Source organism: Mycobacterium gastri, from assembly GCF_002102175.1.
Taxonomy (GTDB): Bacteria; Actinomycetota; Actinomycetes; order Mycobacteriales; family Mycobacteriaceae; genus Mycobacterium; species Mycobacterium gastri.
On sequence record NZ_LQOX01000004.1, the window covers coordinates 12,671 to 27,689 of the forward strand.

Consider the following 15,019-nt stretch of genomic DNA (forward strand, 5'->3'; position numbering starts at 1 on the left):
AGTCAGACACGCTGGAATGGAGTGATCAATCCGAGGTTGCCGTCGTAGCGCGGGTAGAGCAGGTTGCCGCGACCGGTGGCCGGGTCGGTGAAAAACAGCAGCTGAAGCCGGTATTCACCGGCGCGGTGCACTGCCGCGTCCTCGGTGAGACACGGCGTCTGGCGGGAATTCACGATCAGCGGCACCGCCGGCTCTGACGTGCTCGACGACCACGCCCATCCCGGCGGATACACATGTCGCTGGCGAGCCAGTCGCAGCCCCGAGGGGCCGGCCCGGTACACCACCGCGTCTTCGCCGGTTTCCACGTCGGTGAACAGGTGCGCGTCGTAGTCCATGGCATCCATCACCGCCACCGCCTCCAACGGCGTAGTGCGCTGCAGCACCACCGATTTCCGGCGCACCACGACGGCCCCGGTGGCGATGGTCAAGAGAGTGCGGGTCAGATCGGGCCAGGGACGAGGTCGCCACTGTCCGTACATCCGCACGATATGATGATCCAGCCGCAGCAATGCCGGTGTCAGGTCGTCGATACCCGTCGTGACGGCGAGCACCCGCGCCGGAAGCTCACCGACGCGCAGGTTCACCTGCATGACCATCGGCCCGCGGCCACAGGCTCCAGTTTTCAGGCGAACCCGAGCGCCTCCGGAGATCTCGTGATGGGCCAGCACCCGCCCCACCGAACGCGCTACGTACTCACCTTGCGAAGCCGACACCCGTGGGCCGGAAAGCACAGTGACATAGGGGAATTCCCGCACCGACCACGGCTTGAGCGCGTACACGCCGCAGCGACCCCGCTTTCTTCTTCGGCCCGAACAGCAGTCGAACTGATCGCTTGAGTCGAAGCGTCCCCGGCTGCCTCACGGTCCGCTAGGGCCGAAAGTCCCTGTGAAGATGTGCTGCTGATCACCACGCGGGTCCGGTCGAACCGGACTCCGGCGCCGGCTACCGACGTTCAACCAGGTACGGCGCCAACGCAGAAAGCTTCTCGCAGGTCTCTTCGAATTCCCGCTCGGGTTGCGAGGCCTCGATGATCCCGGCGCCGGCTTGCAGCCACGTGCGCCCGTCACGTTCATAGGCCGCCCGCAACGTCAGCGCGGCATCGAGGCCGCCGGCTGCGGAGAACATGACGACCGAACCCGAATACAATCCCCGCGGACCTTCGTCGAGACGCAAGATGGCTTCGACCCCGCCTGCTTTGGGAATTCCCGACGCCGTTACGGCAGGAAAAAGTGCCTCCAGAGCATCCATCCGATCGCTCGTGGGGTCTAGGCGCGCACTGATCGTTGAGCCGAGGTGTTGCACACTCCCGCGCTCGCGCACCGTCATGAAATCGGTGACGGCCGCGGTTCCCGGTTTTGCGATCTGGGCAATCTCCCGGAATGACGTGCGCACCGAAATAGCATGCTCGACAATCTCTTTGGCGTTGGACTCCAAGTCGCGGCGAGCTTGCAGGTCGTCTGCGACGCCTCGGCCCAGCGCACGTGTGCCGGCCAATGGCTCGGTGACCACGGCGCCGTCGGGCTGAACGGACATGACAAGTTCGGGGCTAAAGCCAAGCGCCCGAATTCCGCCAAGCTGCAACATGAACGATCGCACCGGAGTATTGTGCCGACGCGCCAGGCGATAGGTCGATGGGAAGTCCAGCTCGAAAGGCACATCGACACAACGGGATAGGATCACCTTGCGGTACTTGCCGGCCAAGATCTCGCGTCGGGCCGTGGCCACCCGGTCGCGGTAGCCGGACGGGTCGGCGGACAAGTCGACTGTGCGGGACTGCGGCACGCCGCCTATCCCGTCGCGCAGTAACTCGTGCACCGCCTGGCGGTGCTGCGCCCCGGCTCCGATGAAGCAAATCTGGCTCCGGGTCATCACGATGCGGCTTCCCGGCCAAAATACCCGGGCCAACGGCGTGCGGGGCGCCAGCCGCTGCTGCAGCCCGTATCGGTAGACACCGAATTCGAAGGCGATCCAGCCGAAGACCTGGTCGGTCTCCAGCAGCAGCCGGTCGATGGCTTCGCCCAGCACCGGCGCCGGCCGCCCTGACCAGGCTTGCCGGCGAGTCGTGCCGTTGCGGATCACGCGCAGCTCGTCGCTGTCCAGCTCCACCATCGCCTGCACGCCCAAGGCCAGGACCCATTGCCCGTCGTACTCGTAGAGCAGGTACGACTCGCCGCGGGTCTCGCAGAGGGCGGCGGCCAAACCGGCCGCAAGATCAGCCGGCTCTAGGTCGGCCGGCATCGGAATCGACACTTCAGCGGTACTGGCAGTACTGATCGCGATGCTCCCCTCCACAGCATTAGTAAATGTAGCCTAACCTACTAAACTAAATGTCTCCCGCTACCTTCCCGCGCAGATGCCGTCCGCACCAGGGCTCACCGTGAGTCGATCGCTGTCGGGGCCTACTTCCTTCATGGCATCATCGGGCTTCATGGCATCATCGGGCCGCAGTGGCGCCACCTGGCCGGGCCGAGTTCCGGTCTTCTTCCGCAGGCTGCCGCCAGGTGGCCGGTCGTTCCCGGCGGCTCGCCAGCGGCCACGCCAGACACAGGAAACGCCAAACGTTTACCAACCGTTTACTTGCCAGCCACATAACGACAGATTGCTGTGCGCGCGACTCTCCTAGCATCACTGCCTAACCGGCTGTGTCCGCCGGCAACAGTCGTATGCCCACCCGCAGGCAAGCACGAGGAGGGACCAGCATATGTTCGTGATCCATCTCGCGGACGGCGAAGAAGTCCATGGTGAAAGCGAGGAGCTCTCAATCAACCAGGACACCGGCGTGCTTACGGTATGCAAGGTCGACGGCTTCGAGGAGACCACGACGCACTACTCGCCCATTGCGTGGCGGAAGGTGACCCACCGCAAGCGGGGCATCGGTGTCCGGCCATCACTGATTTCTTCCGCGCGCTGATGGCCCGAGCCGGAGTTCGCAGCAAATTGGCAGCTGATTCACATTGAAGTCACGCCATTAGGGCGCTTACAGCGCACTGCCAGCACAATTGTCACCACCGACTGCCACACGGCAGTTCAGGGGATCGGCCGGTGCCCGAAAATACCGTGAATCCAGCTATTTTGTGCGCGTCGTGAGTGGCGGTCGCGCCCCAGCCTCGCTAAATTCTCAGCGTTGTCTGGGGTTGTTCCCGGTCGTTCCGTTGAAGGTGGTTGCTTCCTGGATCGGGGCACGAAGCATGGGAGGCGCCAATGCTGCATGAGTTCTGGCAGAATTTCACCCACAACCTGTTCAAACCGCTGCTGCTGTTCTTCTACTTCGGGTTCTTGATCCCGATCCTCAAGGTGCGGTTCGAGTTCCCCTACGTGATCTACCAGGGCCTCACCATGTACCTGCTGCTGGCCATCGGCTGGCATGGCGGTGAAGAGCTCGCCAAGATCAAGCCGTCCAGCATCGGCACGATCGTCGGATTCATGGTCTTGGGCTTTGTCCTGAACTTCGCGATCGGCGGTCTGGCTTATTTGCTGCTGAGCCGCATGAGTTCGATGCGGCGAATCGATCGAGCGACCGTCGCCGGCTACTACGGGTCGGATTCCGCGGGAACCTTCGCCACCTGCGTCGCCGTGCTTACCAGCGTCGGCATCGCCTTCAACGCCTACATGCCGGTGATGTTGGCTGTCATGGAGATTCCCGGCTGCCTGGTGGCGCTTTATCTGGTGGCACGCCTGCGGCACCGCGGAATGGACGAGGCCGGGTACATGCCCGACGAGCCGGGCTACACCCCCCCGGCCAAGGTCTCGCTCGGACCGGGAACCGCAGCACGGCCGGCCCGCGGGGAAACCCTCGAGGCCAACCACGAACGCGGAATCGAGCAGGAGCTGGAGCTCTCGCTGGAAAAGCAGGAGCACCCGGACTGGGAGGAAGCCGGGGAAGGCAGGGAAGGCAGCCGCAAGGCATCCCTGTTCTCGCGTGAGCTGCTGCAGGAAGTCTTCCTCAACCCTGGGCTGTGTCTGCTGCTCGGCGGCATCGTCATCGGCCTCGTCAGCGGACTACAAGGAGAGAAAGTCGTCCACGACGACGACACCTTCTTCGTCACGGCCTTCCAGGGTGTACTGGCCCTGTTCCTGCTCGAGATGGGCATGACGGCATCCCGCAAGCTCAAAGACCTGAGGACCGCGGGTCGGGGTTTCATCTTCTTCGGCCTAGTGGCGCCGAACCTCTTTGCGACGCTGGGAATCCTGGTCGCCCACAGCTACGCCTACCTGACCAATAGCGACTTCAAGCCGGGCACCTACGTGTTGTTCGCGGTGCTGTGCGGCGCGGCGTCCTACATCGCCGTTCCGGCGGTGCAGCGGCTGGCGATCCCCGAGGCAAGTCCGACGCTGCCGCTCGCCGCATCGCTGGGTTTGACGTTCGCCTATAACGTCACGATCGGGATCCCGCTGTACATCGAGGTCGCCCGCATGGTCGGGCAGTGGTTCCATACCACCGCGTGATCGCGGATCACCCCAGCAGCGTGCGCACCACGGCGTCGGCCAGCAATCGCCCCCGGTCCGTCAGGACCAACCGGTCCCCCTCGGCGACGAGCAACGCCTCGTCCGCCCCGCCGGCCAACAGGGCTTCGGCGCGTTGGCGTTCGGCGGCGTCGAGCCGGGCCACCGGCAACCCCTGACGCAACCGGATTCTGAGCAGCACATCTTCGGTGTGCAGCGCGTCGGCTCCGAGCTGCTCGAAGCCCGCCACCGGCAGCGTCGCACCCGCCACCAGCTCCGCGTAGGTGTTGGGATGTTTGACGTTCCACCATCGCGTCGCACCGACGTAACCGTGCGCACCGGGACCGGCTCCCCACCACTGGCCACCGTCCCAGTACCCGAGGTTGTGTCGGCACTCGCCACCCGGACGGGCCCAGTTGGACACCTCGTACCACCTCAACCCGGCCGCGGTCAGCCGCGCGTCGGCCAACTCGTAACGATGGGCGAGCACGTCGCCGTCCGGGGCGCTCAGCTCACCGCGCCGCACGCGCCGGGCCAGCGCCGTTCCGTCCTCGACGACCAAGGCGTAGGCCGACACGTGGTCGACACCGGCGTCGATCGCGGCCTCTACGGAACGCAGCAGATCGTCGTCGGACTCCCCCGGGGTGCCGTAGATCAGGTCGAGGTTGACTTGTTCGAAGCCTGCGTCCATGGCCTCGCGCGCGGCGGCCGTGGCCCGGCCGGGCGAGTGCACCCGATCCAGAGTGGCCAGCACCCGCGGCGCCACCGATTGCATGCCAAGCGACACCCGCGTGTACCCGGCCGCCCTGATCGCGTCGAAGAACTCCGGCCAGGTTGACTCGGGATTCGCCTCGGTGGTGATCTCGGCATCGGGCGCCACCGCAAAACAGTCGCGAACCATGCCGAGCAACGTCGTCAGACGCTCACCACCCAGCAGCGACGGCGTCCCACCGCCGACGAATACCGTGTTCAGCGTCGGTGCGTCGAGCCGTGCTGCCGCCAGCTCGAGTTCCGTCCGCAGGGCCAGCAACCACGCGTCCGGGTTGACGCCGCCCAGCTCGGCCGGGGTGTAGGTGTTGAAGTCGCAATACCCGCACCGGGTCACACAGAACGGGACATGCACGTACAGCCCGAACGGCTGTCCGGGACTGCGCAGCATCCCGGGTAGCTCCACCGTTCGCTCGCGAAGAGTCATGCCAAATCTTCGCACGGCGTGCCGGTGCGCGGCGCCGCCTTACCCGGTGCCCGTCAGACCCGGCTGGCCCAGCAACGACCCGCCGGTGCCGCCCAGGCCGCCGTTGCCGTTGGGTGGGCCCAGACCGCCGTTACCACCGTCGCCGCCGTTACCGGTGACGACGGCGTCGCCCCCAGGCCACCGTTGCCCCCAGTCGCTCCGGGTGCGCCCTGGCCGCCGGCGCCACCGGCGCCGCCGTTGCCGAATAACCCAGCGGGCCCGCCGTTTCCGCCGTTTCGGCCGGTTCCGCCAGAGCCGCCCGCGCCGCCATTTCCGATCAAGACGCCGCCAGGCCCGCCATTGGCCCCGGTCCCAGGGGCCCCGTCGGCGCCGTTGCCGATCAGGGGACGGCCCAGCAGCGCCAAGCTGGGCGCGTTGATCGCATTCAGCAAGCTCTGTGCGGCATTGGCGGCCTCGGCGCAGGCATAGTCGCCCGCACTCGCGGCGAGATTCCGGACAAACTGGTCATGAAATGTCGAGGCTTGGGCGGCGAGCGCTTGATATGCCCGGCCATGTGCTTCCGAACAGCGCTGCGATACCCACCGACACCTCATCGGAACCGGCGCTCAACACCCGCGTGGTGGGGGTGGCCGCGGTCTGGGCCGCCGCGTTGATAGCCGAACCGATTCTTGCGAAATCCGTTGCCGCCGCATCCACAATTTCGGGCGTCGTCGTCACAAAACACCCATACCTCCCGAGTGCTCGTCACGAATTAGACCACTCAGGGCACGATCGCCGTCCACCGCTGAGCGTCCGGTACCGGCGATTATTGACTGCGGGAGCCGACGCGGGAGTTCCGCCAATTTGGAAAGTTACGCCGAACGACTCGCTGTGGTTCGCCGCCATCCCTGGCAGGGCCCGGCTCAGTCGTCGGTGTTACCCGTACAACCGCCGTTTGCCGCCATCAGGGCTGTCAGGATGTGTGTCAGCGAACCTACCGGGGCGTCACCACGGCTACAGGAGCTGCACCTTGGCCATGCGCCTGGCCCCTGAGTCGTCATGATTCGCTCGCCCACATCGATCTGCCCGTCCGGGCTGGCGGCCGACGGCAACCCGGCTCCCCCGTTGCCCTGCCACGTCGGCTGGCTGATCTGCAAACCACCGTAAAAACCGTTGCCGGTGTCGGCGGCCCAATTGCCGCCGGACTCACATTGCGCGATGGCTTCCCAATTGACGCTATCGGCACGCGAGCTGCCCGGCGACACGGCGGGCCCCAAGATCCACGCGGCGCCCGCGACGGCCGCCACGGCGAAAACCCTCCGCGCGATGGCGCCCGCGCTGCGGCCGGCGCACATCGCCGTTGTCCCGAAACTCATAGCAGCTGTACCTTTCTCGCCATCCAACGACCGTGGAGCTTCACCATCGTCACCTTGATGCGGACGTGGTCGAGTTGCGAACGCGAATTGTCTCGGTTACCTATCGATTCGTCGACGAACATCAAGACCACAACCTTGTCCGGCGTCGCCGACTTCACCGCGGCCGCCACCACAGAGCCGCGGGTATGAACCTGGCGTTCGACCAGCTCCTGGCGGAACTGCTGACTGGATTTGCGGTATGAGTCGTGGAATTCACCGGTCGAGCCGTCCATGATGTCGGCGAAACGGGCGTCGACTGTTTCCGAATCAAGGTTGGTCAGCTTGAGGACGTAGTTCTGCGCCGCGCCGAGCGCCTCCTTGGCAGCTTCATCCTTCTGGTGCTGCTGAAACAGCACCCAGCCGCCGAAAACCAGCCCACCCAACGCCGCAACGACGGCCACCGCAACCACGTCGAGCCACCGATGGTTGCGTCTGGTCGAGCGAGCGACACCGGCCGAGTCGGCATACCGGCTGACTCTTGCCACCGGTACGCCGTCTTGGGCACCCGGCGTTGCCCCTGAACCCTGGCCGGCGAATGTATGGGCCCGACGGGCCCCATATTTGGACCTAGACCACATTGCTCACCTAAGGCTTCCCCTGTCAGGCTGCTAGCTACGACGGATCATTGGTGGGTTAGGAGCGAGGAGCCCCCAATCCGGAAACGAAGGCGACAATATTTTCTTAGTGCAATAGTTTCTATAGCGGCCAAATAACATTTTGGTGGCGATCTCCCGGGCCGACCTCCCGACCGGGGCATCAGCAGCCCGGCGCCTCCTCCGATCGCCCGGGACTGGCCCTTGTTTTGCTCACGGTGAGAACAAATCGGACCTGGTCGCACGGCCGGCTGCGGGCCATGGCAGAATGTCGGCGTGACCGTCGCCCATTCGACCCCGCGTCTTGCGCTGGTACTGCGTCGGCACATCGACCTCAAGCGCGTCTGCAGCTGTTGCTGTCGGCCTTGATGTCGTAGACCCAGCCCACCTGTACCTCCAGCTGGCCACCGGATCTGCGCCTCGCCGTAAGAATCGGTGGTTTCCGCGCGCCAAGGTCGGCAATGTTCGCAAAGGAGAACGGTCCAATGACCACAGCACGTCCTGTCAAGCCCCGCAATGAGGGCCAATGGGCGCTGGGAAATCGCGAGCCGCTCAACGCCAATGAGGAGCTGAAGAAGGCCGGCAATCCGCTCGACGTCCGGCAACGTATCGAAAACACCTATGCCCAAGGCGGATTCGACAGCATCGATAAGGGCGATCTGCGGGGGCGGTTTCGGTGGTGGGGCCTATACACCCAACGTGAGCAGGGCTACGACGGTTCGTGGACCGGCGACGAGAACATCGAGAAGCTCGAGGCCAAGTACTTCATGATGCGGGTCCGCTGTGACGGTGGCGCGCTCTCGGCGGCGGCGCTGCGCACGCTGGGCCAGATTTCGACCCAGTTCGCCAGGGATACCGCCGACATCTCCGATCGGGAGAACCTCCAATACCACTGGATTGAGGTGGAAAACGTCCCCGAAATCTGGCGCCGACTGGAAGCGGTCGGCCTGCAGACCGCCGAGGCGTGCGGTGACTGCCCCCGGGTGATCCTGGGCTCCCCCCTGGCTGGTGAGTCGCTGGACGAGGTGCTCGACCCGACCTGGGCGATCAACGAAATCGTGCGCCGCTACATCGGCAAGCCTGACTTCGCCGACTTGCCGCGCAAGTACAAGACCGCCATCTCGGGCCTGCAGGATGTCGCGCACGAGATCAACGATGTCGCGTTCATCGGCGTCAACCATCCCGAGCACGGGCCGGGTCTGGACCTTTGGGTCGGCGGCGGCTTGTCGACCAACCCGATGCTGGCCCAGCGGGTCGGCGCCTGGGTGCCGCTGGAAGAGGTGCCCGAGGTGTGGGCGGCGGTGACGTCGGTGTTCCGGGATTACGGCTACCGGAGATTGCGCTCCAAGGCGCGGCTCAAGTTCTTGATCAAGGACTGGGGTATCGAAAAATTTCGGCAGGTGCTCGAAACCGAATACCTCCAGCGTCCCCTCGTCGACGGCCCAGCCCCCGAACCGATCAAGCATCCGATCGACCACGTCGGGGTGCAGCGACTGAAAAACAGCCGCAACGCGATCGGAGTCGCGCCGATCGCCGGACGGGTGTCGGGCACCATATTGTCGGCGGTGGCGGAGCTGGCCGAGCGGGCCGGGTCGGACCGGATCCGGTTCACGCCCTACCAGAAGCTGGTCATCCTCGACATACCCGACGCCTTGCTCGACGCCACCGTCGCCGGCCTGGAGGCGCTTGGTCTGCAGTCCACCCCGTCGCGCTGGCGCCGTAATCTGATGGCGTGCAGCGGAATTGAGTTCTGCAAACTGTCCTTCGCCGAAACCCGGGTCCGTGCACAGTCATTGGCGCCCGAATTGGAGCGCCGGCTGGAAGACATCAACTCAGCGCTTGACGTACCGATCACGGTCAACGTCAACGGCTGCCCGAACTCGTGTGCGCGAATCCAAGTCGCCGACATCGGGTTCAAGGGGCAGATGGTCGACGACGGTCAGGGTGGCTCGGTGGAGGGCTTCCAGGTGCATCTGGGCGGAAGCCTCGGCCTGGACAGCGGTTTCGGTCGCAAACTACGGCAGCACAAGGTCACCAGCGACGAGCTGGGCGACTACATCGAGCGGGTGGTACGCAACTTCATCAAGCATCGGGCCGACGGCGAACGATTCGCACAGTGGGCCATGCGGGCCGAGGAGGACGACCTGCGATGACTTCCCCGGCAACTAAACCGACCGAACCGGAGCTGCGGGAGTTGGCGGCGCGCGCCGCAGCCGAACTCGACGGCGCCAGCGCCACCGAACTGCTGCGCTGGACCGATGAAACCTTCGGCGGCGTCAACGGACCCCGCGGCTGGGCGACCTGCAACTATGTGGTCGCTTCCAATATGGCCGACGCCGTGCTGGTCGATCTGGCCGCCAAGGTGCGCCCGGGCGTGCCGGTGATTTTCCTGGACACCGGCTACCACTTCGCGGAGACCATCGGCACCCGCGATGCGATCGAATCCGTCTACGACGTCCGGGTCCTCAATGTCACTCCGGAGCATTCGGTCGGCGAACAGGACGAATTGTTGGGCAAGGATTTGTTCGCCCGTGATCCGGGCGAGTGCTGCCGGTTGCGTAAGGTCGTCCCGCTGAGCAAGACGCTTCGCGGCTACTCGGCCTGGGTGACCGGACTGCGCCGGGTCGAGGCACCGACCCGCGCCAACGCCCCGCTGATCAGCTTCGACGAAGCGTTCAAACTGGTGAAGGTCAATCCGCTGGCGGCCTGGACCGATCAAGACCTGCAGGACTACATCACCGAACACGACGTGCTAGTCAATCCCCTTGTCTACGAAGGCTATCCGTCGATCGGCTGCGCCCCGTGCACAGCCAAGCCGACCGACGGCGCCGACCCGCGCAGCGGGCGCTGGCAAGGGCTGGCCAAGACCGAATGCGGGCTGCACGCATCGTGACGACACTCGTCCTGACCGCCCACGGCAGCGCGGATCCGCGGTCGGCAGCCAATGCGCGGGCGGTGGCGGGCCGCCTGGCTCGCCTGCGGCCGGGCCTTGACGTGCAGGTGGCGTTCTGCGAACACAATCCGCCGAGCCTGGTTGAAGTGCTCAGCGAATGTGCTGCCAATGCCGTCATCGCTCCCCTGCTGCTGGCTGACGCGTACCACGCCCGCGTCGACATCCCCCGCCAGATCGCCGGCTCGGGCGCCTTACGGCGCACCAGTGCAGTACGGCAGGCCGATGTGCTGGGCGAGGACGACCGGTTGGTGACGGTACTGCGCGAGCGGCTGGGCGAGCTGGGGGTTTCGCGCCTCGATGATGGCCTCGGTGTGCTGGTGGTCGCGATCGGCTCGTCTCGCGCTTCGGCCAACGTCCGCACCGCGGCAGTGGCGTCGAAGCTGGCCGCCGGCACGCGATGGGCCGCGGCCACGACCGCCTTCGCCACCGCGTCCGATTCGCTGCCGGTCGCCGTCGACGAGTTGCTCGGCCGCGGCGCCCGCCGGCTGGCGATCGCGTCGTGGTTCCTCGCGCCGGGCGTGCTGACCGACCGGGTGCACAGCTACGCCGATCGCGCCGGCATTCCGATCACAGCTCCTTTGGGTGCACACCATCTGGTTGCCGAGACGGTCCTGGATCGCTTCGATCAGGCGGCGGCAGAACGCATCGCCGCCTGACGCCGGGCAACGCTGCCGACACCAGCCCGCCGCAGGGCTGGAATCGGTCGACGCTCGAGTTCAGACGCCAGGCCGCCGACCCCTGATCGGTGCGCCGAAGGCGCTGGCGCTCAGCGGGATTCGGTGCCAGACCGACCGGCAGTGCGAGCACCTGCCCGGTCTGCGTCGGCGCCGGGTGCGTCGCAGCCGCCATTGCGGCCGAAAACATGGCCCGCTAAATGCGACCAGGTGCCGACGGGAAGTGCATCTCGGGCAGCTGTGGCGCGTCGATGTGCGGGGCCTCGGGCAGCTGTGGCGCCTCGGGCGGTGGGGCGGCGATCGGTGGGGCCACGGGCTCTATGGGCTTGGGGGCATACGGACCCCCGGCGCACACCCCATCGCCGGGCATCCGGGCGCACTGCGGATCGTCCGGCCCGGTGGGCGGGCCCTGATAATAGGGGCCGCCATGGCATATCGGGTCCAACGGCATCTGGATGCATCGCGGATCATTGGGGTAGGTGGGAGCGTCCGGGCCGGATGGATCGTCAGAGGTGGGATCGTCGAGCAGAATCGGCGGGGCGAGCGTGCGAGCGGAGCCCGGCGTCGCGTTCGCCGGCACCGTCACACCCGCCATGGGCATCGCGACAAGCGCCGCGGCCAGTGCAATTTTCGTCATTGTGCCGCGGACACCCGACGCCACTATCCCGTTCATCGACCACTCCTCATGTTGCGGACCCAACCGGCGGCGTTGCCGTTGGCATCTGTTGACGCGGCATGGCGACGCGTTGCGCCGCAGATCCGACCGACCGATAGTACATCTAATTAGATCGCTCGGGGCGCCGTGCCGTGGCTGTGAAACCGTCGGCGGTCGAAGGCCGGCGGTGCACAAATCGGTTCCGCAATTCCCGTGATGTACTGCGGCCGTCCCGGTCCTGGTTCGGATCACCTTGGAAGTCAACGGGATTAGCGAGGGCGCCGGTAGCGGAAAAATCCGGTGCGGCGCTGACATTTTCGGCCGTGTCGGCAGACGGTGTGAGGTTTCCCACGGTTGACGGTTTGCCATGTGCAGCAGCCGGGCGCAAGGCGACTTCGCTACTACGGCGGGCTGTCGGAGCCCCAACCGCGGCCCCGGCGCAGAATCACCCCTGCGGAGCTCGTCGGCCTTGTCGTCGTCGCGCTTTTCGTGCTGCTGTTCGTGGTGGTGACACTGGCGCTTGCCCTGCACTTGCATTAGTCGCCGCCGGCCGAGAGGTCAGCGCGGTTCGGCGGTGTCCGGGTGCCGCCGGCGGCCGCGATGGGCGGGACCGCCCGCGGATGCCGGCCGGCAGCAACCCACTTGGTTCCCCGGCGGTACCGCAGGTTTGCCCTGGCGAATTAGACAACCATAGTTGACAGAATCACTTTCCGGGAGCAGTGGTCACACCCGGGCGCTGGCCGGTATCGACCTCCGAGCGGCGGATCCAGGTGCGCAACGTCTCCGGTGTGCCGATCCCCAACATGCCCGCGACGCGGTGATCGCCGCCCACTGCGAGGGGTACTGCGGCGCACCTCAGCGACCATGCGCACCGCACGCTCACGAAGCTCGTCGGCGTACTTGCTGACGCGTCCCATAACTCAGATCCTCCCAAGATCGGGAGTCTCCGGACACGCCGGGACGGGTCACAAGGCTCGCATTAGCGACATGCACGTCATCGGCCGGCCGCGCCTCAGTCGGGCCTCACCGTAAAGGATTTATTAAGGTCGGCGCTCGATAGTAATGCGATGCGGTCTAGGCGCGGTTCAAAGCTCTCAGTCGATTGCCCAAGTGAAGGGTGTGGCGAGGAGACGGCCTGTCGCAACCTCCTTAACATCCATGTCAGAACGTCGGCACCGACACACTCAACGCGGCGCTGCGGGTTACCCAGGCAAAGGCGATGGTTACGATGACGGTTGCGGCCGACTGCGCAACGCTACGGCTGAGCTCGCGCATGCCAGAACTTGGCTCGGTCGAAATCTTTCAGAACATTGCTGAGACGGGAAGTCTCGACGTCGCCGTCCGCGAACTCGCGTTGACCCAACAAACCGTGTCAAAGCGGTTCGCGTCAGTCGAGGCCCAGAATGAGCTGCCTGCCCTCCTACACCACGCATGTCTCACAACTCACCGCGGCACCATTTTTTCTGCGCGAGCATAACCGTTAGAGCGCCTCATCATGCAATCAAATGCAATGCTTCGTCAGGCTGCCGTCTCGGCGGCGGCGGTGCCCAGGAGGTCGGACGTCGGCGAAGCGCTCGCTGAGATTCGAAGGCCGGTGGCGGTAGTCGGGTCGGATCGTGGGCCGCGCCCCGTCGTCCTTGACGACGCAGGACATCTCACCCCCGAGATCATGAGCCAAAACCTGCTAGCCGTCTTCCCGCCCGTATATCCCGAGTGGCTGGGCGAACGTGGCTTCACCGTCGCGCATGGCGTCAGATTCCCGTATGTGGTTGGCGAGATGGCCCGCGGTATCGCCACAGCGCGAATGACGGTCGAGGGCGTGCGGGCTGGTGCGATGGCCTTCTTCGGTAGCGCAGGATTGGATTTGCACGCCATTCGAACAGGGGTGGAGGAGATCCAGGATGCGCTCGGACGCGAATCCCGCGGCTGGGGAGCCAATCTCATCCACAATCTCCACGATGAAGGTAATGAGCTGGCTACAGCAGAGCTCTTCCATCACCTCGACGTGCGTTACGTTTCGGCGTCGGCGTTCATGCGTCTTACGCCCGCGATCGTCCTCTACGCGGCAAAGGGACTGCGCCGTGATGCCAATGGACGGATCGTCCGGGCGGGACACATATTTGCCAAGGTTTCTCGTGAGGAGGTCGCCCGACAATTTCTTTCACCCGCGCCAGACGCGATGTTGCGTGCGCTTGTCGCAGAAGGCCGGATCACCGCCGAGGAAGCGCAACTGGCAACTGGAATCCCGGTAGCCGAAGACATCACAGCCGAGGCCGATTCCGGCGGCCACACCGACAATCGTGCGCTGACTGTGCTGCTTCCGCGCCTCATTTTCCTGCGCGACCAGATCGCCGCCGCCTACAACTACGCGGTTGTACCACGGGTAGGTGCGGCGGGAGGACTAGGAACACCTGCCGCCGTGGCGGCCGCATTCGCCACCGGCGCAGCGTACGTCTTAACCGGTTCGGCCAACCAGTCGGCGGTGGAGAGCGGCCTGTCCGGGGATGCCCGAAATCTGCTCGCTCAGGCTCAATCCACCGACGTGGCAATGGCGCCGGCCTCTGACATGTTCGAGATGGGAGTGACGGTGCAGGTGCTCAAGCGGGGTACGCTGTTTGCCCAACGTGGCCAGCGGTTAGCGCAATTCTACAGTAAATACTTGTCGTTCGAAGAAGCCCCAGTCGATGAGGTAACGAACCTCGAAACCACCGTGCTTGGCCGCAAAGTAGCCGACATCTGGGCCGAGACCGAATCGCACTTTTCGAAAAGCGATCCCCGGCAGGTGGAGCGTGCGCGAGCGGACCCCAGACATCGTATGGCCCTCGTCTTTCGCTGGTATCTGTTCATGGGCTCGCAGTGGGCGCGCGACGGAGATGTTGCCCGGCGCGCGGATTATCAGATCTGGTGCGGCCCAGCGATGGGTGCCTTTAACGACTGGGTGCGGGGAAGTTTCCTCGAACCGTTGGAGGCACGCACGGTCCGGCAGATTGCGCTCAATCTGCTCGAGGGAGCTGCAACTGTGACGCGAGCCGGTCAACTACGCGCTGCCGGTGTTGCCCTGCCGGCGTTCGCTTTTGACTTTCGTCCACGCCCTCTCGGATAGTTCTCCGTC

Annotated in this window: 15 protein-coding genes and 2 pseudogenes; 9 read left to right on the top strand and 8 right to left on the bottom strand. The window is 65.3% G+C overall.

Annotation, left to right across the window (positions count from 1 at the left end; genetic code table 11):
• Positions 1-2: 2 nt before the first annotated feature.
• A complete protein-coding gene (locus AWC07_RS00795; RefSeq protein ID WP_244187387.1) occupies positions 3-779 on the bottom strand; it encodes a sigma 54 modulation/S30EA ribosomal C-terminal domain-containing protein in 777 nt (258 codons plus the stop codon).
• Between the two features lie 163 nt (positions 780-942).
• Entirely contained in the window at positions 943-2,238 is a 1,296-nt protein-coding gene (locus tag AWC07_RS00800) for a salicylate synthase (RefSeq protein WP_051507977.1), read from the bottom strand.
• A gap of 463 nt (positions 2,239-2,701) precedes the next feature.
• Between AWC07_RS00800 and AWC07_RS00805 the strand changes: the two genes are divergently transcribed.
• Both AWC07_RS00805 and AWC07_RS00810 read left to right on the top strand, forming a co-directional pair.
• Complete coding sequence (locus AWC07_RS00805) at positions 2,702-2,911, top strand: hypothetical protein (protein ID WP_036413057.1); 210 nt, start codon at positions 2,702-2,704, stop codon at positions 2,909-2,911.
• 290 nt (positions 2,912-3,201) lie between these two features.
• Complete coding sequence (locus tag AWC07_RS00810; protein ID WP_036413059.1) at positions 3,202-4,446, top strand: sodium-dependent bicarbonate transport family permease; 1,245 nt, start codon at positions 3,202-3,204, stop codon at positions 4,444-4,446.
• 7 nt (positions 4,447-4,453) lie between these two features.
• On the opposite strand, the gene hemW is transcribed toward AWC07_RS00810, so the two are convergent.
• The 4 genes and pseudogenes from hemW to AWC07_RS00830 all read right to left on the bottom strand — a co-directional run bounded on the left by hemW (position 4,454) and on the right by AWC07_RS00830 (position 7,433).
• On the bottom strand, positions 4,454-5,638 hold the full coding sequence (gene hemW, locus AWC07_RS00815; RefSeq protein WP_036413061.1) for a radical SAM family heme chaperone HemW: 1,185 nt from the start codon (positions 5,636-5,638) through the stop codon (positions 4,454-4,456).
• Positions 5,639-5,680: 42 nt separating this feature from the next.
• Positions 5,681-6,355 (bottom strand): annotated as a pseudogene (locus AWC07_RS00820) (PE family protein); the annotation flags it as partial.
• A 185-nt stretch (positions 6,356-6,540) separates the two neighbouring features.
• Entirely contained in the window at positions 6,541-6,993 is a 453-nt protein-coding gene (locus AWC07_RS00825) for a transglycosylase family protein (RefSeq protein ID WP_036413063.1), read from the bottom strand.
• Positions 6,990-7,433 (bottom strand): hypothetical protein, encoded by a 444-nt coding sequence (locus AWC07_RS00830; protein ID WP_244187388.1) that lies wholly within the window; start codon positions 7,431-7,433, stop codon positions 6,990-6,992. Before AWC07_RS00830 ends, AWC07_RS00825 begins: the two co-directional genes overlap by 4 nt.
• A gap of 468 nt (positions 7,434-7,901) precedes the next feature.
• Here AWC07_RS00830 and AWC07_RS29630 point away from each other — a divergent pair, with 468 nt between their 5' ends.
• The 4 genes from AWC07_RS29630 to AWC07_RS00850 all read left to right on the top strand — a co-directional run bounded on the left by AWC07_RS29630 (position 7,902) and on the right by AWC07_RS00850 (position 11,234).
• A complete protein-coding gene (locus AWC07_RS29630) occupies positions 7,902-7,994 on the top strand; it encodes an Ms4527A family Cys-rich leader peptide (protein WP_425271202.1) in 93 nt (30 codons plus the stop codon).
• A gap of 116 nt (positions 7,995-8,110) precedes the next feature.
• Complete coding sequence (locus AWC07_RS00840) at positions 8,111-9,778, top strand: nitrite/sulfite reductase (RefSeq protein ID WP_036416446.1); 1,668 nt, start codon at positions 8,111-8,113, stop codon at positions 9,776-9,778.
• Positions 9,775-10,518: a phosphoadenylyl-sulfate reductase gene (locus AWC07_RS00845; RefSeq protein WP_036416445.1), complete on the top strand. Its 744-nt coding sequence runs from the start codon at positions 9,775-9,777 to the stop codon at positions 10,516-10,518. The genes AWC07_RS00840 and AWC07_RS00845 overlap by 4 nt, the downstream gene beginning before the upstream one ends.
• Complete coding sequence (locus tag AWC07_RS00850) at positions 10,497-11,234, top strand: sirohydrochlorin chelatase (RefSeq protein ID WP_208622331.1); 738 nt, start codon at positions 10,497-10,499, stop codon at positions 11,232-11,234. The genes AWC07_RS00845 and AWC07_RS00850 overlap by 22 nt, the downstream gene beginning before the upstream one ends.
• A 214-nt stretch (positions 11,235-11,448) precedes the next feature.
• On the opposite strand, the gene AWC07_RS00855 is transcribed toward AWC07_RS00850, so the two are convergent.
• Complete coding sequence (locus tag AWC07_RS00855; protein ID WP_139829465.1) at positions 11,449-11,925, bottom strand: hypothetical protein; 477 nt, start codon at positions 11,923-11,925, stop codon at positions 11,449-11,451.
• 351 nt (positions 11,926-12,276) lie between these two features.
• Between AWC07_RS00855 and AWC07_RS27330 the strand changes: the two genes are divergently transcribed.
• Positions 12,277-12,447 carry a hypothetical protein gene (locus AWC07_RS27330; RefSeq protein ID WP_167379991.1) on the top strand — a complete coding sequence of 57 codons (171 nt, stop codon included), beginning with the start codon at positions 12,277-12,279 and terminating at the stop codon, positions 12,445-12,447.
• A 178-nt stretch (positions 12,448-12,625) separates the two neighbouring features.
• On the opposite strand, the pseudogene AWC07_RS26400 reads toward AWC07_RS27330, so the two are convergent.
• Positions 12,626-12,824: pseudogene (locus tag AWC07_RS26400) on the bottom strand (IS3-like element ISMyma3 family transposase); the annotation flags it as partial.
• 356 nt (positions 12,825-13,180) lie between these two features.
• On the opposite strand from AWC07_RS26400, the gene AWC07_RS29965 reads away from it, so the two are divergent.
• Together AWC07_RS29965 and AWC07_RS00860 are read left to right on the top strand one after the other, a co-directional pair.
• Entirely contained in the window at positions 13,181-13,384 is a 204-nt protein-coding gene (locus AWC07_RS29965) for a LysR family transcriptional regulator (protein ID WP_482805303.1), read from the top strand.
• 192 nt (positions 13,385-13,576) lie between these two features.
• On the top strand, positions 13,577-15,010 hold the full coding sequence (locus AWC07_RS00860; protein WP_244187390.1) for a PfaD family polyunsaturated fatty acid/polyketide biosynthesis protein: 1,434 nt from the start codon (positions 13,577-13,579) through the stop codon (positions 15,008-15,010).
• The last annotated feature ends 9 nt before the right edge of the window (positions 15,011-15,019 follow it).